This window comes from Hymenobacter negativus (assembly GCF_016056375.1).
Classification (GTDB): domain Bacteria; phylum Bacteroidota; class Bacteroidia; order Cytophagales; family Hymenobacteraceae; genus Hymenobacter; species Hymenobacter negativus_A.
In genome coordinates this window covers 330200-353346 of record NZ_JAEDAE010000002.1, presented here as the reverse complement: position 1 = coordinate 353346, position 23147 = coordinate 330200, and the positions used below count along the sequence as shown (strand labels likewise).

23 protein-coding genes are annotated in these 23147 nt (G+C 58.5%); 6 read left to right on the top strand and 17 right to left on the bottom strand.

The window, feature by feature from the left end; translation table 11 throughout:
- Nucleotides 1-112 precede the first annotated feature (112 nt).
- Nucleotides 113-649 (bottom strand): DUF7935 family protein, encoded by a 537-nt coding sequence (locus I7X13_RS06405; protein ID WP_198074820.1) that lies wholly within the window; start codon nt 647-649, stop codon nt 113-115.
- A 168-nt stretch (nt 650-817) separates the two neighbouring features.
- On the opposite strand from I7X13_RS06405, the gene I7X13_RS06400 reads away from it, so the two are divergent.
- The 3 genes from I7X13_RS06400 (at nt 818) to I7X13_RS06390 (ending at nt 3722) form a co-directional block, all read left to right on the top strand.
- Nucleotides 818-1165 (top strand): HesB/IscA family protein, encoded by a 348-nt coding sequence (locus I7X13_RS06400; RefSeq protein WP_198066873.1) that lies wholly within the window; start codon nt 818-820, stop codon nt 1163-1165.
- A gap of 119 nt (nt 1166-1284) precedes the next feature.
- A complete protein-coding gene (locus I7X13_RS06395) occupies nt 1285-3480 on the top strand; it encodes a penicillin acylase family protein (RefSeq protein WP_198074819.1) in 2196 nt (731 codons plus the stop codon).
- A 53-nt stretch (nt 3481-3533) separates the two neighbouring features.
- A complete protein-coding gene (locus I7X13_RS06390) occupies nt 3534-3722 on the top strand; it encodes a hypothetical protein (RefSeq protein ID WP_198074818.1) in 189 nt (62 codons plus the stop codon).
- A gap of 75 nt (nt 3723-3797) precedes the next feature.
- Here the strand turns inward: I7X13_RS06390 and I7X13_RS06385 are convergent, their stop codons facing one another.
- The 9 genes from I7X13_RS06385 to I7X13_RS06345 all read right to left on the bottom strand — a co-directional run bounded on the left by I7X13_RS06385 (nt 3798) and on the right by I7X13_RS06345 (nt 11558).
- Nucleotides 3798-4304 carry a cupin domain-containing protein gene (locus I7X13_RS06385; protein ID WP_198074817.1) on the bottom strand — a complete coding sequence of 169 codons (507 nt, stop codon included), beginning with the start codon at nt 4302-4304 and terminating at the stop codon, nt 3798-3800.
- Nucleotides 4305-4363: 59 nt separating this feature from the next.
- Nucleotides 4364-4789, bottom strand: a complete 426-nt coding sequence (locus I7X13_RS06380) for a GNAT family N-acetyltransferase (RefSeq protein WP_198074816.1) — start codon at nt 4787-4789, stop codon at nt 4364-4366.
- A gap of 28 nt (nt 4790-4817) precedes the next feature.
- On the bottom strand, nt 4818-5702 hold the full coding sequence (locus I7X13_RS06375; protein ID WP_198074815.1) for a ChaN family lipoprotein: 885 nt from the start codon (nt 5700-5702) through the stop codon (nt 4818-4820).
- A 157-nt stretch (nt 5703-5859) separates the two neighbouring features.
- On the bottom strand, nt 5860-7260 hold the full coding sequence (locus I7X13_RS06370; protein WP_198074814.1) for an ABC transporter permease: 1401 nt from the start codon (nt 7258-7260) through the stop codon (nt 5860-5862).
- Nucleotides 7261-7269: 9 nt separating this feature from the next.
- A complete protein-coding gene (locus tag I7X13_RS06365; RefSeq protein WP_198074813.1) occupies nt 7270-8223 on the bottom strand; it encodes an ABC transporter ATP-binding protein in 954 nt (317 codons plus the stop codon).
- A gap of 150 nt (nt 8224-8373) precedes the next feature.
- Complete coding sequence (locus I7X13_RS06360; RefSeq protein ID WP_198074812.1) at nt 8374-9015, bottom strand: hypothetical protein; 642 nt, start codon at nt 9013-9015, stop codon at nt 8374-8376.
- Nucleotides 9015-9524: an RNA polymerase sigma factor gene (locus I7X13_RS06355; protein WP_198066882.1), complete on the bottom strand. Its 510-nt coding sequence runs from the start codon at nt 9522-9524 to the stop codon at nt 9015-9017. The genes I7X13_RS06360 and I7X13_RS06355 overlap by 1 nt, the downstream gene beginning before the upstream one ends.
- A gap of 163 nt (nt 9525-9687) precedes the next feature.
- Nucleotides 9688-10830: a molecular chaperone DnaJ gene (gene dnaJ, locus I7X13_RS06350; RefSeq protein ID WP_198066883.1), complete on the bottom strand. Its 1143-nt coding sequence runs from the start codon at nt 10828-10830 to the stop codon at nt 9688-9690.
- Between the two features lie 146 nt (nt 10831-10976).
- Nucleotides 10977-11558 carry a nucleotide exchange factor GrpE gene (locus I7X13_RS06345; RefSeq protein WP_198074811.1) on the bottom strand — a complete coding sequence of 194 codons (582 nt, stop codon included), beginning with the start codon at nt 11556-11558 and terminating at the stop codon, nt 10977-10979.
- 170 nt (nt 11559-11728) lie between these two features.
- Here I7X13_RS06345 and I7X13_RS06340 point away from each other — a divergent pair, with 170 nt between their 5' ends.
- Nucleotides 11729-12085: a hypothetical protein gene (locus I7X13_RS06340; RefSeq protein WP_198074810.1), complete on the top strand. Its 357-nt coding sequence runs from the start codon at nt 11729-11731 to the stop codon at nt 12083-12085.
- Between the two features lie 13 nt (nt 12086-12098).
- Here I7X13_RS06340 and obgE read toward each other — a convergent pair whose 3' ends face one another.
- The 6 genes from obgE to I7X13_RS06310 all read right to left on the bottom strand — a co-directional run bounded on the left by obgE (nt 12099) and on the right by I7X13_RS06310 (nt 19254).
- Nucleotides 12099-13160 carry a GTPase ObgE gene (gene obgE, locus I7X13_RS06335; RefSeq protein WP_198074809.1) on the bottom strand — a complete coding sequence of 354 codons (1062 nt, stop codon included), beginning with the start codon at nt 13158-13160 and terminating at the stop codon, nt 12099-12101.
- A 150-nt stretch (nt 13161-13310) separates the two neighbouring features.
- On the bottom strand, nt 13311-13934 hold the full coding sequence (locus I7X13_RS06330) for an adenylate kinase (protein WP_198074808.1): 624 nt from the start codon (nt 13932-13934) through the stop codon (nt 13311-13313).
- Nucleotides 13935-14010: 76 nt separating this feature from the next.
- Complete coding sequence (locus I7X13_RS06325; protein ID WP_198074807.1) at nt 14011-14550, bottom strand: phosphoribosyltransferase; 540 nt, start codon at nt 14548-14550, stop codon at nt 14011-14013.
- Nucleotides 14551-14777: 227 nt separating this feature from the next.
- On the bottom strand, nt 14778-17018 hold the full coding sequence (locus I7X13_RS06320) for a sodium-translocating pyrophosphatase (RefSeq protein ID WP_198074806.1): 2241 nt from the start codon (nt 17016-17018) through the stop codon (nt 14778-14780).
- Between the two features lie 96 nt (nt 17019-17114).
- Nucleotides 17115-18239 carry an acyltransferase family protein gene (locus I7X13_RS06315; protein ID WP_198074805.1) on the bottom strand — a complete coding sequence of 375 codons (1125 nt, stop codon included), beginning with the start codon at nt 18237-18239 and terminating at the stop codon, nt 17115-17117.
- Nucleotides 18240-18339: 100 nt separating this feature from the next.
- Complete coding sequence (locus tag I7X13_RS06310) at nt 18340-19254, bottom strand: aminopeptidase (protein ID WP_198074804.1); 915 nt, start codon at nt 19252-19254, stop codon at nt 18340-18342.
- A 159-nt stretch (nt 19255-19413) separates the two neighbouring features.
- Here I7X13_RS06310 and I7X13_RS06305 point away from each other — a divergent pair, with 159 nt between their 5' ends.
- Nucleotides 19414-20628 carry a tetratricopeptide repeat protein gene (locus I7X13_RS06305; protein ID WP_211531829.1) on the top strand — a complete coding sequence of 405 codons (1215 nt, stop codon included), beginning with the start codon at nt 19414-19416 and terminating at the stop codon, nt 20626-20628.
- 10 nt (nt 20629-20638) lie between these two features.
- Nucleotides 20639-22000, top strand: a complete 1362-nt coding sequence (locus I7X13_RS06300; protein WP_198066893.1) for a hypothetical protein — start codon at nt 20639-20641, stop codon at nt 21998-22000.
- Between the two features lie 11 nt (nt 22001-22011).
- Here I7X13_RS06300 and I7X13_RS06295 read toward each other — a convergent pair whose 3' ends face one another.
- Nucleotides 22012-23082, bottom strand: coding sequence for a glycosyltransferase family 4 protein (locus tag I7X13_RS06295; protein ID WP_198074803.1), 1071 nt, complete (start codon nt 23080-23082; stop codon nt 22012-22014).
- Nucleotides 23083-23147 lie beyond the last annotated feature (65 nt).

The following is a 23147-nucleotide window of genomic DNA, read 5'->3' as shown; positions in this document are numbered from 1 at the left end:
AAATGAAAGCCCCGGCACTTCACAGTGTCGGGGCTTTCTTGTGAAAGAAAGAGTCTGGTTTTGACAGGACGGATTGCCGCGTTCCGCTGCGCTCCACTCGCAATGACAGGCGTTAAAACAGTCCGGACGCCTCATTTTTCACCACGGCCAGGGCCTGCGCGGTGGGTTCGGCGCCGTCCATCATCAGGCCTTCGAGAATGCGCTTGGCCAGTTCGGTGCCGCGGGCTTGGGCCGGGTTTTGCATGCCGTGGAAGGCACGGTTTACCATTGTGAGGACGTTTTCCTTGGCTTCTTTTACCAGCGTCCAGGCATCAGCCGAGATGTAGACCTGCTGCGAAAGGTTGTGCTCGTACTCGGCCCGGATTTCCTGCTGGAGCAGGCGGTGAAACTCGGGCGCGGTGGAGCCGGCGCTGCTCAGGCGCACGAGGATGTTGTTGGGCGAGATGCGCTCCAGAAACAGCACCACCCGCTCGTAGGCCTGCAGGCGCAGGGGCAGCGTGGTTTTGTTACTTTCGAGGCGCAACTCAATCAGGCGGCGCTGTTGCTCCTTCTCCAAAAACTGTTTGAACAGTAAATAAATAGCTGCGGCTACAATGATGGCGGGCAGAATACTCTTGAGCAACTCGTAGAAATAGGTAGTCGAATCCATAGCATTAGGCCGGCTTCGAGGCCGGCAAATCAATAAACGAAGCGGTTTGTAAAAGCTGTGTGTGAGGCCGCAAAACTACGCCGTGAACCGCCGGGCCCCAACTGCTGTTTACGCTCCGATACTGCCGTATCTTTGCCATCCACCTGTTCCCAAACTCGTTTTACCATTATGGCTGCTGTTGCCACCCTCGCCCCCATTTCCCTCACCGACCGCGCCGTAGTGGAGGTGAAAAACATCATCCAGGAGAAGAACGTCCCGGCCGATTACGGCCTGCGCATCGGTGTGCAGGGCGGCGGCTGCTCGGGCATGAGCTACCTGCTCGGCTTCGACAAAGCCAAGGATGCCGACGAAACCTACGACCTCGACGGCCTGAAGCTCATCATGGATAAAAAGCACGCCATGTACGTGCTGGGCATGGAAGTCGACTTCCAGGACGGCCTCAACGCCCGTGGCTTCGTCTTCAACAACCCCCAGGCCAAAAGCACCTGCGGCTGCGGTTCGTCGTTCTCGGCATAAATAGTCTTTGTCATCCTTCGCTGCGCTCAGGATGACAGTATTTGGAATAAAGCCCTGGCCCACCGGCCGGGGCTTTTTCGTTTACTTTCGCGCTCATCGTTTCACCCATTCCTGCCCCGATGCGTCTGCTTCTTTCGCTGCTGTTGATTCTTACCGGTCTGGCGGCTCAGGCCCAGAAGTTCAGCCTTGCCGAGCTGGCGCGCTGGCAGCAGCAGGCCCGACAGGTGAGCATCACGCGCGACACGTATGGCGTGCCGCATATCTACGGAAAGACGGATGCCGACGCGGTTTTCGGCCTGCTTTACACGCAGTGCGAGGACGATTTCGACCGCGTTGAAACCAACTACCTCGATGCCATTGGGCGGCTGGCCGAAGTGGAGGGCGAGGCCCAGCTGTACCACGACCTGCGCGCCCGCCTGTTCCTGGACAGCACGCAGGCCATGGGCATTTATAAAAAGTGCCCCGCCGACATGAAGCTGCTGCTCGATGCCTTTGCCGCCGGCACCAATTACTACCTCGCCACCCACCCTACCGTGCAGCCCCGGCTGCTGCGCCGCTTCCAGCCCTGGATGCCGCTCATGTTCAGCGAGGGCAGCATTGGGGGCAATATCAGCGTGGTGAGCATCGAGCGGCTGAAAGCATTTTATAGTCAGAAAAAGTCGAGCTCATGGATTGATACCGACTTCGGCAGGTCCGACCGCGAACCGGTGGGCTCCAACGGCTTTGCCATTGCGCCGGCCAAAAGCGCCAGCGGCCACGCCCTGCTGCTCATCAACCCGCACACCTCCTTCTACTTCCGTTCCGAGGTGCAGATGGTGAGTCAGCAGGGCCTGAATGCCTACGGGGCCGTGACGTGGGGCCAGTTTTTTATCTATCAAGGCTTTAATGAGCACTGCGGCTGGATGCATACTTCCAGCCAAGCCGATTCGATGGACGAATACCTTGAAACGGTTGAGGAAAAAGGCGGCAATTTCTTTTATAAATACGGCACGAAGCTGCGGGCCGTGACGGCGCAGAAAGTGTCGCTGCCCTATAAATCGGGCGATAAAATCCTGCGCAAAACCTTCACCATCTACCGCACGCACCACGGCCCCATCGTGGGCCAGAAAACGGACGGGCAGTGGGTGGCGGTGCGCATGATGAACTCGCCGCTGGCCGCCCTCCAACAGTCCTACCTACGCACCAAGGCCACCGACTACGCCAGCTTTCAGACGGTGATGAAGCTGAACGGCAACGCCACCAACAACACCGTTTTTGCCGATACCAAGGGCAGCATTGCCTACTGGCACGGCAACTTCATGCCGAAGCGCGACCCGAAATTCGACTGGAGCCAGCCCGTGGACGGCAGCAACCCAGCCACTGAGTGGCAGGGCTTCCACCCGGTAAGCGAGCTGGTGCAGGTGCACAACCCGGCCAGCGGCTTTATTCAGAACTGCAACTCCACGCCCTTCACCGTGAGCGGCCCCAGCAGCCCGCTGGCCGCTAAATATCCCAAATACTTAGCCCCCGATGCCGAGAACTACCGGGGCTTAAACGCTGTGCGTGTGCTCAGCCGCAAAGCCGTATTCACCCTCGACACCCTGATTGCGGCGGCCGACGACCCGCACCTCACGGCTTTCGACGACCTGCTGCCACCGCTGCTGAACGCCTACCAGCCCACCTCGGCCGAAAAAGCCGCCGCGCCGGCCGTGGCCGAAGCCATTGAAACCCTCCGCGCCTGGAACCACAACTACGCCCAAACCTCCGTGGCCCAAACCGTGGCCATCTACTGGGCCGAGCGACTGCTGGCCAAGGCCCGCGCCCGCGTGCCCGCCGCCCAGCCGCAGCTCGACTACATCAGCTTCACCCGCTTCGCGCTGGCCAATACTTCGCCCACCGAAAAAGTGGCCACCCTCACCGAAACCATCGACGACCTGACCCGCGACTTTGGCACCTGGAAAATGCCCTGGGGCGATGTGAACCGCTACCAGCGCCTCACCGGCCGCATCGAGGAGAAGTATGATGACCAGCAGCCCAGCCGGCCGGTGGCTTTCACGTCGTCGGCCTGGGGCTCGCTGGCCGCGTTTGGCGCCCGGGCTTATCCCGGCACTAAAAAGCGCTACGGCAACGTGGGCAACAGCTTCGTGGCCGTGGTGGAATTCGGCCCGCGCATCGTGGCGCGCTCCGTGGTCACGGGCGGGCAGACCAGCCGGCCCGGCACGTCGCACTTCACCGACCAGGCCGATTTGTACTGCAACGGCCGCTTCAAGGAGGTGCGTTTTTATCCTGAAGACGTGAAGGCTCACGCCGAAAAAACTTACTATCCCGGCCAGTAAGCCCGCACCGGGCTTACCTTCAACGCCATCCAACCACGCTAACCCCACCACGCATGGACGTTAAATATCTCTCCGACGACAAAGGCAAAATCACCGGCGTTTTCATCGCCATTGAGGAATGGGAACGGCTGCAAAAGCAGTACAACATCAACGAAAAAGCTCCGGCCGACTCCGGCGTCAAGCTTCAGCAGTCGCTGGCCGAAGCCATGAAAAAGGTGAAACCCAATGAGGATGAGACGTAATCGCGCATGCCCGCATTTTTCAAGTACTAAAAAAGCCCGGTATTGCCGGGCTTTTTTAGTGCCGTACAACGGTTGCTAACGGCCGAAATCATCCTGCACGCGCACGATATCATCTTCATCCGAAGGGTTGTCCGCGTCGGTATGCTGCCAGATTTCGGCCAAGATGCCCCAGTCTTTCAGGCCCACGAGGCGGTGGCGCTCGCCCTGGCGCAGGATGATGCGCTCGCCCACCTGCAGGCTTTTCACTTCGCCTTGCTCATCGGTTTCGCTGGTGGCCACGCCCACCGGGCCCTGCACCACCTGCCAGATTTCGGCGCGGCGGTGATGGTACTGCCAACTGAGCCGCTGGTGCGGGGCCACTACCAGAATTTTCGGGCTCAGCCGGCCCGAAATCCGCAAGCTGTCCACCAACAGGCCGCCGAAATAGGTGTTGGCAAATTCCTGGGCCTGGGCTTCGTCAATCACGAAAAACCCGCCCCATGGGCGCGTCGGGTCTTCCTTGTCAATTGTGAAACCTTGTTGCTTTAGCGTCTCGGCCACCTTCTGAAACAGGGCACTTTTTTGGGGGTCAGTATTAGGCATAAGAGTCAGGTTTCGTAATCAGGCAAACATAATAAAATATCTATTATTTTTTATAATTACTAATTCCATTCGGTTAGCTCAAACCGCACCTCGCCGCTGGCAGTACGGCCCGTTTCCCGCCATCCGGCCCGGCGGTAGAAGCCTTCGGCGCGCGTGCCCGGTGCGGTGCTCAGCCACACGGGCTTGGTGGTTTGGCCGAAGTACCAGGCCAGCATCGTGTCGTGTAGGGTGCGGCCAATGCCTTTCCGGTCAAAATTGGGATGGACAAACAACGCCCAGACGCTGTGGCCCTGCAAATCGGCAATGGCGAAGCCCGCCAACTGCCCGTCTACTTCGGCCACCCAGCCTTTGCCGCGCTGCATGAGGTAGTCCACGTAGTCGCCGTATGTCACGAATGCCGGATTATTGAGCGCATTTTCTCTTACCGCCAGTCGGATTTCAGACATCTGCTCAATATCGGCTACTTGGGCTTCGCGAATTTTCATGGGCCAATGATTACCGGGCTCCCTGTTTTTAATAAGTCTTGCTTGCATCGGTCGGCACCACCACCACGAAATCGGCCACGTTCACCTGCTCCTGTTCCAGCGTCAGCAGTTGCCCCTGCGTCACCACGCTGATGGTTTTCACGCGGAGCTTGGGCGCGTACTGGCGCAGGAATGCCACGATGCCGTCGTGGTGGTCGGAGTGGTAGCTGCCGTTGAGGTGCAGCATAGTTTGGCCAGGCGCGAGGCTGGTCTGGACGAAGTGGGCCATGGTGGCGTCCTTCAGCGCCTGGGCCTGAATGATATTCTGGGCTCCACCCCCATGGGCTTTTCCGTCGCCGCCAAACATAGCGGCCATGTTTTTGTAGCCCGGCAGGTCATAATCCACTTTCAGCGGCAGCGGCGCGAGCAGGGTGCGGTCGGTGGCAGGCAGTTTGTCCAGCGCGGTGAGGCTGCGCTGGGCTACCACTTTGGCGAAGGGGCGCGGGGCATTGGTGCCGATGACGGGGACGTGATTTTCGCGGGCGAACAGCAGCAGCGGGCGGTAGTCGGTGGCGTAGTTGGGCCACGGGCGGGCCTGGCGCTCGAAGGCCGTATCGGCCAGGGTGCCGGCGGCGTACCTGGCCACCAGCGGCTGCACATCGCGCTCAAACATCTCCATCCCAATAACCAACTGGCCGGGCTTTTTCAGCTTCTGCAGGTCCTTGGCTACTTGCAGCTCCAGCCAATGGGCAAGGGCATCGTTGTGCTGCTCGCCGAAGAGCACCACGTCGGCCTGGGCCAGCTCCTGCATCATGTGATCGTAGTCGGCAGGCTGGCCGGCGGCGGTGAAAAGCCGGTAGGCGGGCCGGTCGCCCACAAAGCTGGCGAGGCCGATGAGCAAGAAGAAGAGGCTGACAAGGCGAAGGAAGCGCATAGAATCAGGTCGGTAAGCTACTACCAACAAAGAACGTCATGCGGAGCTGCTTGGTGAAGCATCTCTATCGCAGCAGTAATCCCATGCAAAAGGATTAGCTACGCGGCAGAGATGCTCCGCCAAGCTCCGCATGACGTGCTTTGTTATCCTATTTCTTCTACCCCTTATAAAACATCCACTTGCCCAGCTCCTTGTACGTCACCTTCTTACCGTACATCAGAATACCCACGCGGTAGATGCGGGCCGCCACCCACACCGTGCCCAGGAAACCCAGAATGAGCAGGAAAATGGACAGCCCCAGTTGCCACATCGGCACGCCAAACGGCAGGCGAATAACCATGGCAATGGGCGAAGTCAGCGGGAACATCGACATCCAGAAAGCCACCGGCCCATCAGGGTTGCGCAGGATGACTGATACGCCTACGATATAGCTCAGAATGAGCGGCATCGTGATGGGGAACATAAACTGCTGGGTATCGGTCTGGTCGTCCACGGCCGCGCCCACGGCCCCAAACAGCGCCCCGTACAGCAGGTAGCCGCCCAGAAAGTAAATGATAAACCCGAACAGAATGGTGCCCAGCGGCAGTTCGGCCAGGATGTTGAAGAAGCTGAAACGGCCGGCCGGGTTGCTGGCCTGGGCTGTCTGCTTATCCACGCTGCGGTCGAACTGCGCGCCCGCGCTGCGGGGCTCGTCGTCATCGGCAACGACAACCGCCGTGGCCCCAGCCGCCGAAGTGCCAGCAGCAACTTCCGTTTTGGGCTTGTCCTTGCCCGTCAGCAGCGGCATCACCACCGAGCTTACGCCGAACGAAAGCACGCCCCACAGCAAAAACTGCGTGAGGCCCACCGCCGCGATGCCCACAATCTTGCCCATCATCAAATCAAACGGTTTCACCGACGAGAGCATCACTTCCATGATGCGGCTCGACTTCTCCTCTCCCACCCCGCGCATAATCTGCACGCCATAGATGAAGATGAACATGTAAATGGCCAGCGCCAGCGCGTAGGACATGCCCGAGGTAGCCAGCGCGTTGCTGTTGGCCTCTTTGCCGGTTTCATCGAGGCTCACGGCCTGCAAATCCACCTTCGAGCGCAGGCGGTCGAGCTGGTCCTGGGTGAGGCCGGACTTCTGCATCTTCAGGTCCGAAAAAGCCTTGTTGAGCGCCGATTCCACGGCGGACTGCTTTTTAAGGCTGATGTTGCCTTTGCCGAAAAACTGTACGCCCACGGGCTTTTCCACGTCGAGGCCGGCGGGTAGGTACACCAGGCCGTCGTGCTTGGCTTTCTGGAAGCCTTTTTTGGCATCGGCCAGCGTGCCTGTAGTGGTTTCGAAGCGCAGTTGCGCGGTGCTCACGAGGTGGCTGGCCACATTCAGGCCGGAGTCGTCGCGCACCTCTATCACGTCGGTGGTGTCGTTGTCGGAGCTCGCCATTTTGGCGATGACGAACCCGAACCCCGCCAGCAGCAGCGGCACGGCCAGCGTGAGAACAATGAATGCTTTTTTGCGAACGCGGCTCAGATATTCGCGTTGGGCAATGAGTAAGAATTTGGAGGCCATGACGACGGATTAAAGCAGTGCGTTAGCGGTTTCGAGAAGGGTTTCAGGCATGGTTTCGCCCACGCGCCGGATGAAAATCTCGTTGATGCTCGGGATTTTCTCGCGGAAGGCTTCCACTTCAATTCCCACCGAGCCAATGAGGTAGCGCAACAGGTCGTTGGGCCGCACGCCGTCCTGCAGCTGCACCCGCAGGTAGAAATGGTCGTTTTCCCGTTTTTTCTGCTCCACCACCTCAAAATCGGGGCTCGACAACACCGGATGCCCCGTGCCCTCCACCTCGTAGGTATTGGTCTTAAACTGGTTCCGAATCACGCCAATCGGCCCGTCCAGTACCTTGCGCGAGCGGTTGATGAGCGCAATGTTGTCGCACATTTCCTCCACCGATTCCATGCGGTGCGTCGAGAAAATAATGGTGGCGCCCTGGTTGCGCAGCTCCAGAATCTCGTCTTTAATCAGGTTGGCGTTAATCGGGTCGAAGCCCGAGAACGGTTCGTCCAGAATAATCAGCTTCGGGTCGTGCAGCACCGTGGCAATGAACTGCACCTTCTGCTGCATACCCTTGCTGAGGTCTTCCACGTTCTTGCCGGCCCACTCCTTTATATCGAAGCGGTTCAGCCACTGCTTGATGCGCGCCGTGGCATCGCTGCGGCTCAGGCCGCGCAGCTGGGCCAGGTAGAGCAACTGCTCACCCACTTTCATCTTCTTATACAGCCCACGCTCCTCGGGCAGGTAGCCGATTTGGGCCGCGTGGCTGGGATTGAGCCGCTCGCCCCGGAACCGGATTTCGCCCTCATCAGCCCCCGTAATCTGGGTGATGATGCGGATGAGCGAGGTTTTGCCCGCGCCGTTGGGCCCGAGCAAGCCGAAGATGCTACCCTCGGGAATTTCCAGGCTCACGCCCGAGAGGGCGACGTGGTTGGCATAGGCCTTTCGCACGTCGATGGCTTCCAGTATTGGTTTCACAGAAAGAAGGGTTGGTTGGTGGGTTAAATGTAGAAGAATGACGCTGGGCAAATGTATTGGACGCCTTCTTTACTTGCGAAGCGTGGGGAGCCAAGCGGCCGCAACCAGCCCCCAAACGGTGAATAAGGCGGATGAATGGGCGTGGCCGGCTCAGCGCATGGCGGCCGGTGCGGGCTCGTCCAACTCGCGCAGGCTGGCTTCGAGGCGGTCGAGGTGCTGGCCGTAGAGGCGCTGCAGGTAGCGGCGCGTAAGGCTGGCCACCGGCAGGTAGAGCACGGCCGGCAGCACCACCACCAGGCCCAGAACCAGCGCAATGCCGAACCCGGAGGTCAGCCCGATTTCGCGCTTCGAGGTCGACACCACCATCAGCACGTTCAGCAGCCCGCCCACCGGCAGCATGGCCAGCGTGAAGCGGTAGTAGAAGCGAATGAGCGCCCGCAGGCCCCCGTCGAGGCGCAGCAGGTGGGCGCGCAGGTCGGCGGCGGGGTCGTCCATGCGTCGCAGCAGGTGCAGCTTCCGGTACAGATACACGATGCACACGGCCCCGATGGCCGCCAGCACGCCGCCTGCTACTTGCAGCCAGAGCGTCTGCGCCAGCATGGCCAGGGCCAGCGCCCCCGCCACGATGCCAATGTTGGCCCACAGCTCCAGTCGGGCACTCCGGCGCAATTTGTTAAGAATGCCATCGGACTGCCGGGCCAGCAGCCGCGTCAGGGCCGCCGCGTCGAGCGGGGCGGGCGCATCGGCGGGCGCGGGCTGCTGCCACTGGCGGCGAAGGTCATCGAGTTCCATCAGGCGGCGGGGACTAAAAGCGAGCGAAGTTTTTCCTGCACGCGGTGCATTTTCACGCGCACATTGTTTTGAGTAATACCAAGAATGTCAGCCATTTCCTCATAAGACCGGTCTTCGAGATAAAGCAACACAAACGCTTTATCTACCTCCGACAACCGCCCGATGGCTCGGTAGAGTTGGGCCCGGTCGTCGGCATCGAAGCCCGTTTCCGGAGCTTGCGCTACGGCCAGCGCCTCGGCATCCAGCTCGCTTGGGGCCGGGCGGCGGGTGCGCTGGCGCAGGTTCGAAATGGCTACGTTCAACGCAATGCGGTAGAGCCAGGTGCTGAGCTTGGCCCCCGGCTGCGGCACGTAGCGCGGCCACGCCCGCCACAGCTGCAACACCATTTCCTGGAACAAGTCCTGGCGGTCGTCGGCGTCCTGGCAATAGAGCCGGGCTACGCGCCGGAGCAGCGGCTGGTACTCGTGCAGCGCGGCAACAAAATCAGCAGACGGGGTGGCGGCGGCCATGCTTGGGGTAGGAGTTTTTCGGGGAGTGAATCGCCTTCAGCAGCTACGCATTACAGAAGCCGCCGAATATTTCCGCAAGAACCACAATTGTCTATCATAGCAAATGAAAAACCCCGCCTGCCCAAAGGCCAGACGGGGTTCTTGAAAACTCTCTAATCAGGTATTAGGCGAAATACTCCTTCACCTTCTCGAAGAAGCCTTTCTCATTCTTGCCGGGGTGCGGCGTAAAGTTGTCCGAATCGCGCAGCTTCTCCAGTAGCTCGCGCTCCTGGTTGCTCACATTCTTGGGCGTCCACACGTTCAGGTGGATGAGCTGGTCGCCGCGGCCGTAGCCGTTCAGGTCCTTGATGCCCTTGCCGCGCAGGCGCAGGATTTTGCCGGGCTGGGTGCCGGGGTCCACCTTGATTTTCACCTTGCCCTCGATGGTGGGCACTTCCAGACTCGCGCCTAGGGCGGCATCCACGAACGAGATATACTGCTCGAACATGATGTTGTTGCCGTCGCGCTTCAGGAATTCGTGCGGCTCCTCCTCAATCTGGATGAGCAGGTCGCCGGGCACGCCGCCGCGCTCGGGGAAGTTGCCTTTGCCGTTCATGCTCAGCTGCATGTCGTTGGCTACGCCAGCGGGGATGTTGATGGGAATCACTTCCTCGTGCAGTTGGCGGCCTTCGCCTTTGCACACGTCGCAGGTGCTCACAATGGTTTTGCCTTCGCCGTTGCAGGTGGGGCAGGTGCTGCTGCTCACCATCTGGCCGAGCATGGTGTTCACCACGCGCTTGGTCTGGCCCGAGCCCTGGCAGGTAGCGCAGGTTTTGAGGTCGGTGCCGTTTTTGGCGCCGGTGCCGCTGCACGGCTGGCAGGCCACGTAGCGCTTCACCTTGATTTTCTTCTCGACGCCGTTGGCGATTTCCTCCAAATCGAGCTTCAGCTTGATACGCAGGTTCGAGCCCTTCTTCTGGCGCCGCCCGCCGCCCTGACGTCCGCCCCCAAAGAAGCCCTCGAAGCCCCCACCACCGCCGAAAATATCGCCGAACTGCGAGAAGATGTCCTCCATGTTCTGGGCACCGCCGCCACCGCCGCCCATGCCCTGGTGGCCGTACCGGTCGTAGCGTGCCCGCTTGTCGGCGTTGCTGAGAACTTCATATGCCTCGGCGGCTTCCTTGAATTTGTCCTCGGCCGTGGGGTCGTCAGGGTTTTTGTCGGGGTGGTACTTGATGGCCATCTTGCGGTAAGCCGACTTGATAACGTCGCCTTCCGCTGTTTTGGTAATGCCTAATACCTCGTAATAATCGCGCTTCGTAGCCATCTTCTTTTGTATGAATCGTCTGTCATCCTGAGCGGAGCGAAGGACCTTATCGCGACTGAGCAAGTCGTTGATGCGTGATAAGGTCCTTCGCTCCGCTCAGGATGACAGACGTTTTTATTCTTTCAGCCTCCAATCAAACCCTAAAATTACTGCCCCAGTACCACTTTGGCGTGGCGAATAACCTTGTCACCCAAATAATAGCCCTGCTCCACCACATCCACGATTTTCCCTTTCAGGTCGTCGCTGGGCGCGGGAATCTGGGTGATGGCCTCGTGCAGCTCGGCATCGAAGTCGCCACCCTTGGCTTCCATCAACGTCAAACCCTTTTGCTGTAGCGTTTTGTTCAGCTTGTTCTGCACAATGCCGAGGGCATCGCGCACGGCGGTGGCATCGGTGGTGGTAGCGGTGGCGGTGCGGGCGCGCTCCACATCGTCGAGCACGGGCAGCAGGGCCGTCATCAACTCCTGGTTGGCAGTTTTGAACAGGTCGATGCGCTCCTTGGTGGTGCGGCGCTTGTAGTTCTCAAACTCGGCGGCCAGGCGCAGGTACTTGTCTTTAAGGTCGGCCAGCTCGGCATCGGTGCGCGAGGCTTGTGGCTGCGGCGCGCCAGTGGCCGTCATGTTCGGGTCGTTCACTTCGCCGTCGGCATTTTCGGCCATTTCGCCAGCTACGTGGTTGGGGTCGGCGGTCAGGTTGTCGTCCTGCGGCAGGTTATTTTCGTTAGCCATCTGCGGAAATATTCGTCGAAAGGGGTTTTTCACGGGGTTAGCCGGTTAGTCAAGTTGCGGGCGCAAGGAGTGGGCCAAAGGGGCGCGGGCTGCCATAGTGGCACGAGTAACAGGGCAGTGGTTTCTCTTTGGAGTGGGTTTAACTTGCCTCGGTATTATTCCTTTCATCCATGGAAATTCGTTTGACACGCGACAGTGTTGCCATGAGCGACGACTGCGATGCACCGCATGAAAGAATAGTAACTCTCCACGACTCCGCAAGTATTGAGGAAATTATACGCCATGTTTTCCACTCCAACTACTTGGCCTCAATTGCTGGTGGCAAAGCAACTTGGTCAGCTACTTCTTCCACCACAGTAGCTGTCATAGCCCAACAATGGCCTGAACCTAAGATGTTGCAAGGAGAAGAATCCGTGCAGCAAAAATTAAAATTCAGCAACGGCGCCCTTTACCTGCATTTCAACTATCACACGCAACAAGACCCCGAACTGATTTACGCGCACTTACTCAACCAACAGGCAAGCTAAAAATCAGACCGCCTTAAGCGGGCCATTCTTCCTGGCCTTCTTCGCCAAGTCCTTGGCGTTTGGTTGGCGCAGCGTCGCGACGGGTTTCTTCTAATGCCTTCCAAATCATGTCTTTCAGCGGCACGATGTTCTTATTCGTGAGGCTGGAAATGAAAATGGCGGGTACTTCTTCCGGCAGCGTGGCGCGGATTTCGGCCTCCAGCTCCTCGTCAATCATGTCGGACTTGGTAATGGCCAGCAGGCGCTTCTTTTCCAGTAGCTCGGGGTTGAATTGCTCCAGCTCGCCCACCAGCACGTCGTATTCGGCATTGATGTCGGGTGAGTCGCAGCTTATCATGAAGAGCAGCATGGAGTTGCGCTCGATGTGGCGCAGGAAGCGGGTGCCCAGGCCCTTGCCTTCGGCCGCGCCCTCGATGATGCCGGGAATGTCGGCCATCACGAAGGATTTGTAGTCGCGGTAGGCCACCACGCCTAGGTTGGGCACGAGGGTGGTGAAGGCGTAGTCGGCAATCTTGGGCTTGGCGGCCGACACCACCGAGAGCAGCGTGCTCTTGCCCGCGTTGGGGAAGCCCACGAGGCCCACGTCGGCCAGCAGCTTCAGCTCCAAGATGATAATGGCCTCCACGGCCGGCTCGCCGGGCTGCGCGTACTGCGGGGCCTGGTTGATGGAGTTCTTGAAATGGTCGTTGCCCCAGCCACCGCGTCCGCCAGGCACGAGGATGAGGCGCTGGCCGTGCTCCGTGATTTCGAGCAGCTGCTCGCCGGTGGCGGCGTCGCGGGCCACGGTGCCGAGGGGCACTTGCAGCACAATGTCTTCGCCCTGCGCGCCGCTGCGCAGGTTTTCGCCCCCGCCCTCGCCATCTTTGGCAAATACGTGCTTCTGGTACTGCAGGTGCAGCAGCGTCCAGAGCTGCGAGTTGCCTTCGAGGATGATGTGGCCACCGCGGCCGCCGTCGCCGCCGTCGGGGCCGCCGTTGGGCAGGCCTTTGGCCCGGAAGAAGTGGTGCGAGCCGGCACCGCCTTTGCCCGAGCGGCAGATGAGTTTGACGTAGTCGATGAAGTTATTGGAGGCCACGGGGGTTGGGGTATTAAGGTAAAAAAACGGTCATCCTGAGCGTGGCGAAGGACCTTATCACGACCGGACGATTTGCAGTAACGCTAAACCGTGCAAGCGTAATAAGGTCCTTCGCTACGCTCAGGATGACAGTCGTATTAAAACGTAAAGTTACGCTTTTACTTCGTTGGTCGCTTCGGCCGGTGCTTCGGGCTTGGCGGCTTGGTGCTGGTCAATCAGGCCACAGATTTGGCCAAAGATGTCGTCGATTGGGCCGATGCCGTTGAGGGCGTGGAATTTCTTCTGGGCGGCGTAGTAGCCGGCCACCTGGGCCGTTTCGGTGTTGTACACCGTTACGCGGCGGCGGATTTTGGTTTCGTCTTGGTCGTCGGGGCGGTTGCTGGTTTTGCCGCGTTCCAGCAGGCGCTTCACCAGCTCTTCTTCCTGCACTTCCAGCGCAATCATGCAGCCAATGTGCGTGTTATGCGCAGCCATGAGATGGTCGAGGCTTTCGGCCTGGGCCACGGTGCGGGGGAAACCATCAAAAATGAAACCGCCGGCCTGGGGGTTATCCTTCAGGGCGCTGCCAATCATCCCGATAACCACGGCATCGGGCACGAGCAGGCCTTCGTCCATCAGCTTTTTGGCGGTGAGGCCCAGCTCGGTGCCTTGCGCAATCTGGGCGCGCAGCAGGTCGCCGGTGCTCAGGTGCACAAGGTTATAATGGGTAATGAGTTTTTGGCTCTGGGTTCCTTTGCCGGCGCCGGGAGGGCCGAACAGCACGATATTCAACATGTAGAAGACGCGTTGCGCGAGGGAGGTGATTTTAGGTGGGTTTGGGCAAGTTACTCAATCGTGACCAGAAACGTTGCTACACGGCAACGTACACATCGGGCAGATTGCGGCCCAGGCCGTCGTAGTCAAGGCCGTATCCGACCACAAAGTCGTTGGGGATTTCCTTGGCTACGTAGCGCACCGTGAGCTCGTGCTTCAGGCTGGCAGGCTTGAAAAACAGCGCCGCAATCTCGACCGAAGCCGGGCCTTTTTCCAGCAGCGTGGGCATGAGGTGGTGCATGGTGGTACCTGTGTCCACAATGTCCTCTACGATGATGAGGTGGCGGTCCTGCACTTCTTCGCGCAGGCCCAGAATTTCCTGCACCACGCCGGTGCTGCCGGTGCCATCATAGGAAGCCACCCGGATGAAGACAATTTCGCATTCGCCCACGAAGCGCTTCAGCAAATCGGCAGCAAACATGAACCCGCCGGTAAGCACAACGACAAACAACGGCTTCTGCCCGGCATAATCGGCACTGAGGCGGGCAGCCAGAGCGGCCACTACTTCATCCAGCTGAGCAGCCGATAGATACGGCCGAAATTCCTTGTTGTGGATGGTGATGTGGGGATGGCCCATGCGGCGCGGAGAGGGTGTAATGAGGGTGCAAAGCTACTCACGGAATCGGGCGCGGCATTCATGCTCTCCTCCCCTTCTCTCCCACGATGCAGAGGAAAGGGTTTCATCAGCAGGCTGGAGACACAACAGAGCGCATGAAAAAAGCCGCGACAAATGTCGCGGCTTTTCATCCTTACTAACCAATGTGTTGAATTCTCCTGGGGATATCTACCTGTGGCCGCTCTCCCCTACCGCACCTCGTGCAGCACCGTGTAAATCACCCGAAATGCCGTTGGCGCAAAGGCTTCGGCGTAGCGAACGTGGGGTTGCACGTTGGCTTCAAGGCGCTCCTTTTCGAGCTGCACGGGAGCCATGCCACGTTCGCCGCTTTTCTCGGCAATGTGGGGCGCGATGACCAGCGACACGATGCTCATCAGTTTGATGAGGATGTTCATGCTCGGTCCGGATGTGTCCTTGAATGGGTCGCCCACAGTGTCGCCCGTCACCGAAGCCTTGTGCGCATCGGAGCCTTTGTACTGCATCACGCCGTTCACCATCACGCCTTTCTCGAAAGACTTTTTGGCGTTATCCCAGGCCCCGCCGGCGTTGCTCTGGAACATGGCCATCAGTACGCCACTCACCGTAACGCCGGCGAGTAGCCCGCCCAGTACTTTCGGACCGAACAGAAAACCGATGATGATGGGCGTGAGTAGCGCAATGGCACCCGGCAGAATCATCTCCCGAATGGCGGCGGTGGTCGAAATAGCTACGCACTTCTCGTACTCGGGCCGACCGGTGCCTTCCATAATGCCCGGAATTTCGCGGAATTGTCGACGCACCTCCTGCACCATGGCCATGGCCGCGCGGCCCACCGCCGCAATGGCCAGCGCCGAGAAGATGAACGGAATCATCGCACCCACAAACAGGCCGGCCAACACTTCGGCATTCGAGATGTCGATGGTGTCGATGTGGGCCGTGCCCATGAAGGCGGCAAACAGGGCCAGCGACGTGAGGGCAGCCGAGGCGATGGCGAAGCCTTTGCCGGTAGCGGCGGTGGTATTGCCCACAGCATCCAGTATGTCGGTGCGCTCACGTACTTCCTTGGGCAACTCGCTCATTTCGGCGATGCCGCCGGCGTTGTCGGCGATGGGACCGAAAGCGTCGATGGCCAGCTGCATGGCGGTGGTGGCCATCATACCCGCGGCGGCAATGGCCACCCCGTAGAGGCCGGCCGCCTTGAAGCTAAATACGATGCCGGCTGCCAGTACCAGAATGGGTAGTACCGTAGATTCCATGCCCACAGCTAGGCCGCCAATGACGGTGGTAGCATGGCCGGTGCTGCTTTGCTGCACGATGCTCATCACTGGCCGCTTGCCCATGGCCGTGTAATACTCGGTGATAATGCTCATCAGCGTGCCAACGATGAGGCCCACTACCACGGCATAGAACACGTGCATGGCATCGAAGCTGATGCCGCGGATGGTGAAGGTACCTTCCGGCAAAATCCACTTGATGAGGCCGTAAGCGCCGATTGCCGACACAAAAACCGAAATGTAGTTGCCGGTATTGAGGGCGCCCTGCACGTTGCCGCCTTCCTTCACCCGCACAAACAAAATGCCGATGAGCGAGGCGAGAATGCCCATGCCCGCAATGGCCATCGGCAGGAAGATGGGCGAGAGCCCGCCAAACTGGTCGTTGGTTACGGTTACTTCACGACCCAGCACCATGGTAGCCAGGATGGTAGCCACATAGGAGCCGAACAAGTCGGCACCCATGCCGGCAACGTCGCCCACGTTGTCGCCCACGTTGTCGGCAATGGTGGCAGGGTTGCGGGGGTCGTCTTCAGGAATGCCGGCTTCGACTTTGCCTACGAGGTCGGCTCCTACGTCGGCCGCTTTGGTGTAGATGCCGCCGCCCACGCGGGCAAACAGGGCAATGCTTTCGGCTCCGAGCGAGAAGCCGGTGAGGACTTCGAGGGCTTTTTCCATTTCCGTACCATTGGCGAGGCCGCTGGGCACGAACATTTTATAGAAGACAATGAACAACGAACCCAGGCCCAGCACGGCCAGGCCGGCCACACCCATGCCCATCACCGAGCCACCCGAAAACGATACGTTGAGCGCGGTGCTGAGGCTGGTTTTGGCCGCCTGTGCGGTGCGCACGTTGGCTTTGGTGGCAATCTTCATCCCAATGAAGCCCGCCAGCGCCGAAAACACGGCCCCAATCACAAACGCGATGACGATGATGGGGCTGGAGTTGCCACTCGTAGTACCCAGGTAGAAGAGGAATGCCCCCGCAATGAGTCCGAACAGGGCCAGCACCTTGTATTCGGCTTTGAGGAAAGCAATGGCCCCATCGGCAATGTAGCCGGCAATGGTGGTCATGCGCGCATCACCAGCATCCTGCTTGGTTACCCAACCGGCACGCAGCCAGGTGTAGAGCAAGGCAAAAATGCCCAGGGCGGGCACGGCGTAAAGGTATGGGGTCATAAAAATGAAATGGGTGGGAAAAAGTGAGTTAAGCGGTTTTCGGCTCGCAAAATAGCGGAAATTGCTGCGAAAACTACTTTCCCATCCACTTCATAATCAAGTGCCTCGAAAAAACCGCACTGCGGCCCGCTCTGTGATGTAATAGAGGGCGAAACAACCGGCCGTTATCAGCGGCAGCGTTACCCAATAGTAGCGGGTGTAGCTCACTAATTCTCCCGTAAGTGCGACAATGCCAACATAACCCAGAATGAGTAGTGGGAAGTGATACAGATAGAGCGAAAAGCTGAAAATGCCGACTTCATGGAATGCCCGCACCAGTAGGTTTTGCCGGCTGACGCGCCCTGCCAGCAACGCCGACACACTGAGCACGGCCAGCACAGAAGCCACCGGCCCCGACAACAGCCGCAGGTGCAACGCGGCCATGGCAATGAGCAACAGCATCAGCGCGCCAGTGCCCAGCACCAGCCAGAAGCCAGAAACCCGCCGGAATGCCGGCAGCCAGTTGGAGCGCGTTACGACCACATCATAAAGCCCCACGCCCAAAGCAAAATAGCCATTAAACAGAAACAGGAAATCACCTAAAAACCCGGTGTCTAGGTGCAGCACACTGGCCACAACGCCGAACGCGTAAAAGGCCGCCGATAGCGCGTAGTAGTACCGAATACGCCAGAAAGCCAGGGGTACTGCCAAGTAAAAAAGGGCCTCGGGCAACAACGACCAGTACACGCCATTGTAGCCGAAGTAGTGTTCGCCGGGCTTCAGAAACAGGATGGCGCGGCCCACGGCCCGCAGCGTAAGCGGGTGCAGCTCGTGCCACGCCCCGAGCAGGCCTGCGTTGAGCTCGCGGCCGATGGAGTTGGTCATCAGCGCCGGATGCGCTGAGGCCACGTAGGCCAGCACCACGCCTCCCAGCACCAGCGAGGCCAGATAAGGAGGATAAATACGCACAATGCGGTTGAGGTAGAACCGGAAAGCCGGGCGGTGCTTTTTGAGCTGCGCATACCGGATGAAAAACCCCGAAAGCACAAAAAAGAAAATCACCATTTCGTAGCCTGCCGAGCTGAGCATATCGCCGATAAAGGCAATGTACTGCAGCGGACTCCAGCCCGCCCGGGGAAAGGCCCGCAGGTACTCAGTACCACCCGACCACAACAAAAACTTGGCGTGAAAAACGACGACGTAGAAGGCACAAAATCCCCGCAACGCGTGGAGAATATCCAATTCCTGATAGCTAAGCAAGCGAGGAACGACGGGTTTATCTTTTAATAAAGGGGACGCAGGTACGATTATAGACATATAGGGCAAAGGTACGTCCGTGCTCCTATAGTTCACGCAGCAAGACCTGGTATAGCGCCAGCATGCTCTCGATATCATGCTTGACTACTAGCTCATTAGGCGTATGCACGTGGTCTTCGGGCGCGCCGACAAAACACCAGTCCCAGGGTGCGGCGGCGTGCTGTAGCTCCTTGGCATCGGAGCCGCCGCTACCTTCAACCTCCAACTGATAAGGAATGCCTGAGCTGGCCGCGATGGCCCGGATGCGGTCGACATAAGCCCGTCGCGGAATGAGTGAGTCGCGCAGTGAGATGGCGCAGCCCTGGCCAGCGTGTACGCCCTCGGTGACCCAGGTGATGTCCGAAATCAGGGCCTGGCGCACACCGTAGGTTTCGTAGATGTACCGGGCCAGGTAGGCCACCGAGCCCCCGCCGTGCTCTTCCCAGCACGAGAAGGCGACAATGCCGTGCTCCAGGGTTTCGCACAGGCGCAGGGCATTCCACACGCCGAGGCGGTTGTCGAGGTAGCAGCTTTGCACGGTGGTGGCCGTTTCGCGGAAGTCGCAGTAGAAAGTCAGCTCGGTGCCCCGGTCAATATCGCGGTGGAACGCGTAACCCAGTTCACCCGTTTCTTCGTCAACGGTTAACGTACAGTCTACTTCTCCTTGCGAATCCTTTCCTACCAGGCGGTACCCCGCTTCGGCCTGCGGGCCGCCAATTCGGACCAGCTGCCGGCCATAGCGCACCGTGAAGCCGATACTATCGAGGTGGGCAAAAACAGCCGTGCGCGGCTGCCCGAAGACCAGCAGAATACAGTCCTGGAACCGCTCATCGGCGATAATCTGGGGCTGGTACCGCCAGGTGCCCTGCTGCTGCCGGACATAATTGAGTACAAATTGGGTGAGCGCAGCTTCGTTGCCGGCGGGGGCCGGCAGGCGGCAAAGCGAGTGGAGCAGGTGCATAAGCAGGAGGAAGTACGGCCAAAGCTAGGGCAAACTCCGTACTTTAGCAGGCCCGTTCCCTCCACTTCCCAATCCGTGCCGGAAGAACAACGGTTTGGGACTGCTATCTACTCTCATTCTATGCTGCGTTCGCTGTTTTGTATCTGCTTGGGGTTGCTCATGCTGCCATTCCTGGGCAGGGCCCAAACGCCCGATACAATCCGCACCCCGCCCCCGATGAAGACGGTGGCACTCGACTCGGTGGGCGTACTGCCATCGGCCATCGATACCAAAGGCTGGCTGTTGATGGATAAGGATATCCAGATGGAACTGGACGGAGCCGTCTATAATATTTACAACTTCAAGTTCGACAAAGCCGAAAAGCAATTCCGCTCGTTGCGCCGCCGCTACCCCAACCACCCCATGGCGTATTTTATGCTGGGGCTGAGCACTTGGTGGAAAATTCGCCCTACCAATTTCCAGAGCACGCAGTACGACAAGCCTTTTTTCGCCTACATGGACACGGCCATCACCAAGGCCCAAGCCCTCTACGACGCGGATAATCACAACTACGAAGCCAGTTTCTTTCTCTCGGCCGCTTACGGCTTCGATGCCCGCCTACACGCCGAACGGCACGACTGGCGTAAGGCCACAGTAGGTGCCCGACGCTCGCTCAACTATCTAAAAAAGAGCCAGGAAGCGAATGGACTGAGCCCGGAATTTCAGTTCGGACAAGCCCTGTTTAATTATTACGCCGTCTGGATTCCCGATAATTATCCGCTGCTCAAGCCCGTATTATTGTTCTTCCCGAAGGGTGACAAGAAGCTCGGGCTGGAGCAATTGCGAAGCGTGGCCGTCAATGGCTTTTACACTGCCACCGAGGCGCGGGTGTTTCTCATGGGCATCCTCAAAAACGAGGAAAATAACGCCGAAGAAGCCATGCCCGTGGCCAAATACTTAGCCAATAAGTTTCCGGATAACGGCTATTTCCAGCGATTCTATGCCCTGCTGGCCTACGACCAGGGCGAATTCACGGACTGCGAGCGGGTGAGCCGCGAAATCCTGGATAAGATTAACAAAGGCATGCCGGGCTACGAAGGCATCAGCGGGCGCTACGCCAGCTATTTCCTGGGCTACCTGATGCAGAACCGCTACCGCGACATCGCCAAAGCCAAAGATTATTATCAGCGGTGCATCGTATTTGCCGAAAGCACGGGCGACACTTCCGGTGGGTTTTATTTGTTTGCCAATGCCAACCTGGCGCGCCTTGCGGTGAAGGACAAGGACCTACCGGCCGCCAAACGATATTATGAAGTAGTGGCCGACAAAGCCGACCACAAATCGGAACAATACAAAGAGGCTAAGGCGTGGCTGAAAAAGAACGGCAAAGCCTAGCCAGCGCATTATGGAGCTAAAGGATTTATATATTACCCCGTTTTACCTGGCCCTTATTTATGGCATAGCCTACGGGATGCGCAGTTCGGTGACGAACGTGTACACCAAAAAGTATTTTATTCCTGCTCTGACAGTCAAAGTAGTGGGTGCCATTGCACTCGGCATTCTGTACCACACCCTGTACGGCGGAGATACTAACAACTACTACAAACAGGCCAGTGTGGTCTATCACGCCTTCGGCGACTCCTTTGCTGCAGGCCTAGAACTGGTCACCAGTTCGGGCGATATAACTCCGGCTATTGCTAAATATACCGGCCAGCTATACTGGTTTGGTCACGGTAGTAACGAGTACTTCGTAATTCGGGTAGCGGCTGTATTAGCTTTATTAAGCTTTGATACCTATACGGTTATCGCTGTGCTGTTCGCAGCCATAACTTTCAGCGGTATGTGGATGATGTACATGACGTTTGCCAAAATTCGGCCGCAGGTGTACAAGGAATTAGCCATTTCCGTGTTTTTTCTGCCTTCTGTTTTTTTCTGGGGGTCGGGGCTGCTGAAAGACTCACTATGCCTGGGGGCATTGGGCTGGCTTTTCTACTGCTTTTACCGGGGGGCCATTGAGCGTAAGAATATTCTTCGCTGCCTGTTAGTAGGCTTGCTTATGGGCGCAGTTATTCTGTCGATGAAGACGTATATTCTTCTCGCTTTTATGCCGCCAGCCCTACTGTGGGTATTCAATGAAAACACGCGCAACATCAAAAGCGCAGCGGTGCGCTGGGTGGCCAAGCCATTGTTTCTGGGTGTAGGAGCAGTGGTCGCGGTTTTTGCAATGTCGCAACTGGCTGCTGCCGATGAGCGTTTTAATCTGGATAAGATAGGTGAACAAAGCAAAGTCACCGCTGACTACCTCCAACGCGTTAGTAAAACAGAGCAGGGTTCCGGCTATAACATCGGTGCCCAGGACGGTACCCTTGGGGGCATGGCCAAGCTTGCGCCTCAGGCCATTATTGTGGCGCTATTCCGACCCTTCCTGTGGGAAGCCCGCAACCCAACCATGCTGCTCTCGGCCCTCGAAGCCACGTACTTTCTGTTGCTCACGATGCGCATCTTCTGGCGCGTAGGGTTTTTCAAGACCATTGGCGCAATCGGCAGCGTGCCCGTACTCACGCTTTGCTTCGTATTTAGCCTGATTTTCGCGATTTCCGTGGGCATTTCCAGCGGCAATTTTGGCACGCTGGTGCGCTACAAGATTCCGCTGATGCCCTTCTACCTCAGCGGCTTGTACATTTTGCAGAGCATAACGGTGCCGCAGGCGGCCGCCCGGGCAGGACAACGCCGCGTAGCGGGCGTACCACGCCTGGCGCAGGCATAATCCTAGCCGGCTTAGCTAAACAGGTTCAGGAAGTTGGGCGTATTGGCTCGCACCGAATAGCGTTGCTCAATGGTGGCACGGGCGGCAGCGCCGAGGTGTTGCCGCAACCTGGCATCGGCCAGAAGTTGGCGCAGGCTTGCTTCCCATTCGGCGGAGTTGGCGCACACAAAACCATTATAACCGTGTTGTACGACTTCGGTATTCATTCCAACGGGGGATACCAGCGCGGGCACGCCCAAAGCCATGTATTGCAAGGCCTTGAAAGCACATTTGCCTTTGGCCCATGGGTCGTCTTCCAGCGGCATCAGGCCCACATGAAAACCCAGCAAATCGGCTATTTCGGTATCCTTCCGCCAAGGCAGGTACACCAACGAGTTTAGTGGGAAGGCCGGCGGTTGGTTGGAAATAACGCGAAATTCAAAGTCCAGTCCCTCAGCTTCCAGCTTGGCCAGTACCGGCACCACCTGGTCGAGGTACTTGAGGGTGGAGTGCGTGCCGGTCCAGCCGATAACGAGGCGGCCGGGCGCAGCCTGGTCGCGCACTTGGTTGTGCAGGTGAACGGTGTCAATGGTGGTGGGGTTGACCACGGCGCGGGGATTGAACTGGCGGGCATAGTCAGCCAGGTAGCCGTTGCCACAGCTGTTTTTGTAGGCCCAGCGGCAGATATCAGCCACCTTATGATGCCATTTCACACCGGCAGCAATTTTGTTGGCTTCAGAGGTATTGGCCAGCCAAATGGCATCGTCAAAATCGTATATTATCCTTTTGCGCAGTACTTTGCTAATAATCCACTCAAATACGGGCGGCCCCACGGGCGCGGCCTCGCGGTGGACGAAGACAAAATCGTAATTGGGCACGCGAAACATCAGCCCGAACCGACGGGCAAACCCGCCCAAAATACCTAACGCCTTGGCTCCGGCCCGGCCCGGTTGATACAAAATGTTCCAGGTAGCGACGGAAATGAACGGGGCCAAGTGGTAGGTATGCCCCGCGGCCGTCAGCGCATCCAGGTATTGCTCGAAGCGGAAGCGTTGAGACGGTGCCCGACCGGGTGGATAGGGCACAAGAAATAAAATGCGCATACAGAGGATAATACGTCGGATAAGAGTCCGGCACCTCAAACGGGAGCGGTGTTGGTCGGCCTCAC

Excerpts from the sequence above, each read along its gene's own strand:
- I7X13_RS06325 (WP_198074807.1), bottom strand. The coding sequence starts at position 14,550 with ATGGGCCATCCCCACATCACCATCCACAACAAGGAATTTCGGCCGTAT.
- I7X13_RS06355 (WP_198066882.1), bottom strand. The coding sequence starts at position 9,524 with ATGGCCGCCGCCACCCCGTCTGCTGATTTTGTTGCCGCGCTGCACGAG.
- I7X13_RS06310 (WP_198074804.1), bottom strand. The coding sequence starts at position 19,254 with ATGCACCTGCTCCACTCGCTTTGCCGCCTGCCGGCCCCCGCCGGCAAC.
- I7X13_RS06305 (WP_211531829.1), top strand. The coding sequence starts at position 19,414 with ATGCTGCCATTCCTGGGCAGGGCCCAAACGCCCGATACAATCCGCACC.
- I7X13_RS06370 (WP_198074814.1), bottom strand. The coding sequence starts at position 7,260 with ATGGCCTCCAAATTCTTACTCATTGCCCAACGCGAATATCTGAGCCGC.
- I7X13_RS06400 (WP_198066873.1), top strand. The coding sequence starts at position 818 with ATGGCTGCTGTTGCCACCCTCGCCCCCATTTCCCTCACCGACCGCGCC.
- I7X13_RS06330 (WP_198074808.1), bottom strand. The coding sequence starts at position 13,934 with ATGTTGAATATCGTGCTGTTCGGCCCTCCCGGCGCCGGCAAAGGAACC.
- dnaJ (WP_198066883.1), bottom strand. The coding sequence starts at position 10,830 with ATGGCTACGAAGCGCGATTATTACGAGGTATTAGGCATTACCAAAACA.
- I7X13_RS06385 (WP_198074817.1), bottom strand. The coding sequence starts at position 4,304 with ATGCCTAATACTGACCCCCAAAAAAGTGCCCTGTTTCAGAAGGTGGCC.
- I7X13_RS06295 (WP_198074803.1), bottom strand. The coding sequence starts at position 23,082 with ATGCGCATTTTATTTCTTGTGCCCTATCCACCCGGTCGGGCACCGTCT.
- I7X13_RS06390 (WP_198074818.1), top strand. The coding sequence starts at position 3,534 with ATGGACGTTAAATATCTCTCCGACGACAAAGGCAAAATCACCGGCGTT.
- I7X13_RS06360 (WP_198074812.1), bottom strand. The coding sequence starts at position 9,015 with ATGGAACTCGATGACCTTCGCCGCCAGTGGCAGCAGCCCGCGCCCGCC.
- I7X13_RS06300 (WP_198066893.1), top strand. The coding sequence starts at position 20,639 with ATGGAGCTAAAGGATTTATATATTACCCCGTTTTACCTGGCCCTTATT.
- I7X13_RS06345 (WP_198074811.1), bottom strand. The coding sequence starts at position 11,558 with ATGGCTAACGAAAATAACCTGCCGCAGGACGACAACCTGACCGCCGAC.
- I7X13_RS06380 (WP_198074816.1), bottom strand. The coding sequence starts at position 4,789 with ATGAAAATTCGCGAAGCCCAAGTAGCCGATATTGAGCAGATGTCTGAA.
- I7X13_RS06405 (WP_198074820.1), bottom strand. The coding sequence starts at position 649 with ATGGATTCGACTACCTATTTCTACGAGTTGCTCAAGAGTATTCTGCCC.
- I7X13_RS06395 (WP_198074819.1), top strand. The coding sequence starts at position 1,285 with ATGCGTCTGCTTCTTTCGCTGCTGTTGATTCTTACCGGTCTGGCGGCT.
- I7X13_RS06375 (WP_198074815.1), bottom strand. The coding sequence starts at position 5,702 with ATGCGCTTCCTTCGCCTTGTCAGCCTCTTCTTCTTGCTCATCGGCCTC.
- I7X13_RS06320 (WP_198074806.1), bottom strand. The coding sequence starts at position 17,018 with ATGACCCCATACCTTTACGCCGTGCCCGCCCTGGGCATTTTTGCCTTG.
- I7X13_RS06340 (WP_198074810.1), top strand. The coding sequence starts at position 11,729 with ATGGAAATTCGTTTGACACGCGACAGTGTTGCCATGAGCGACGACTGC.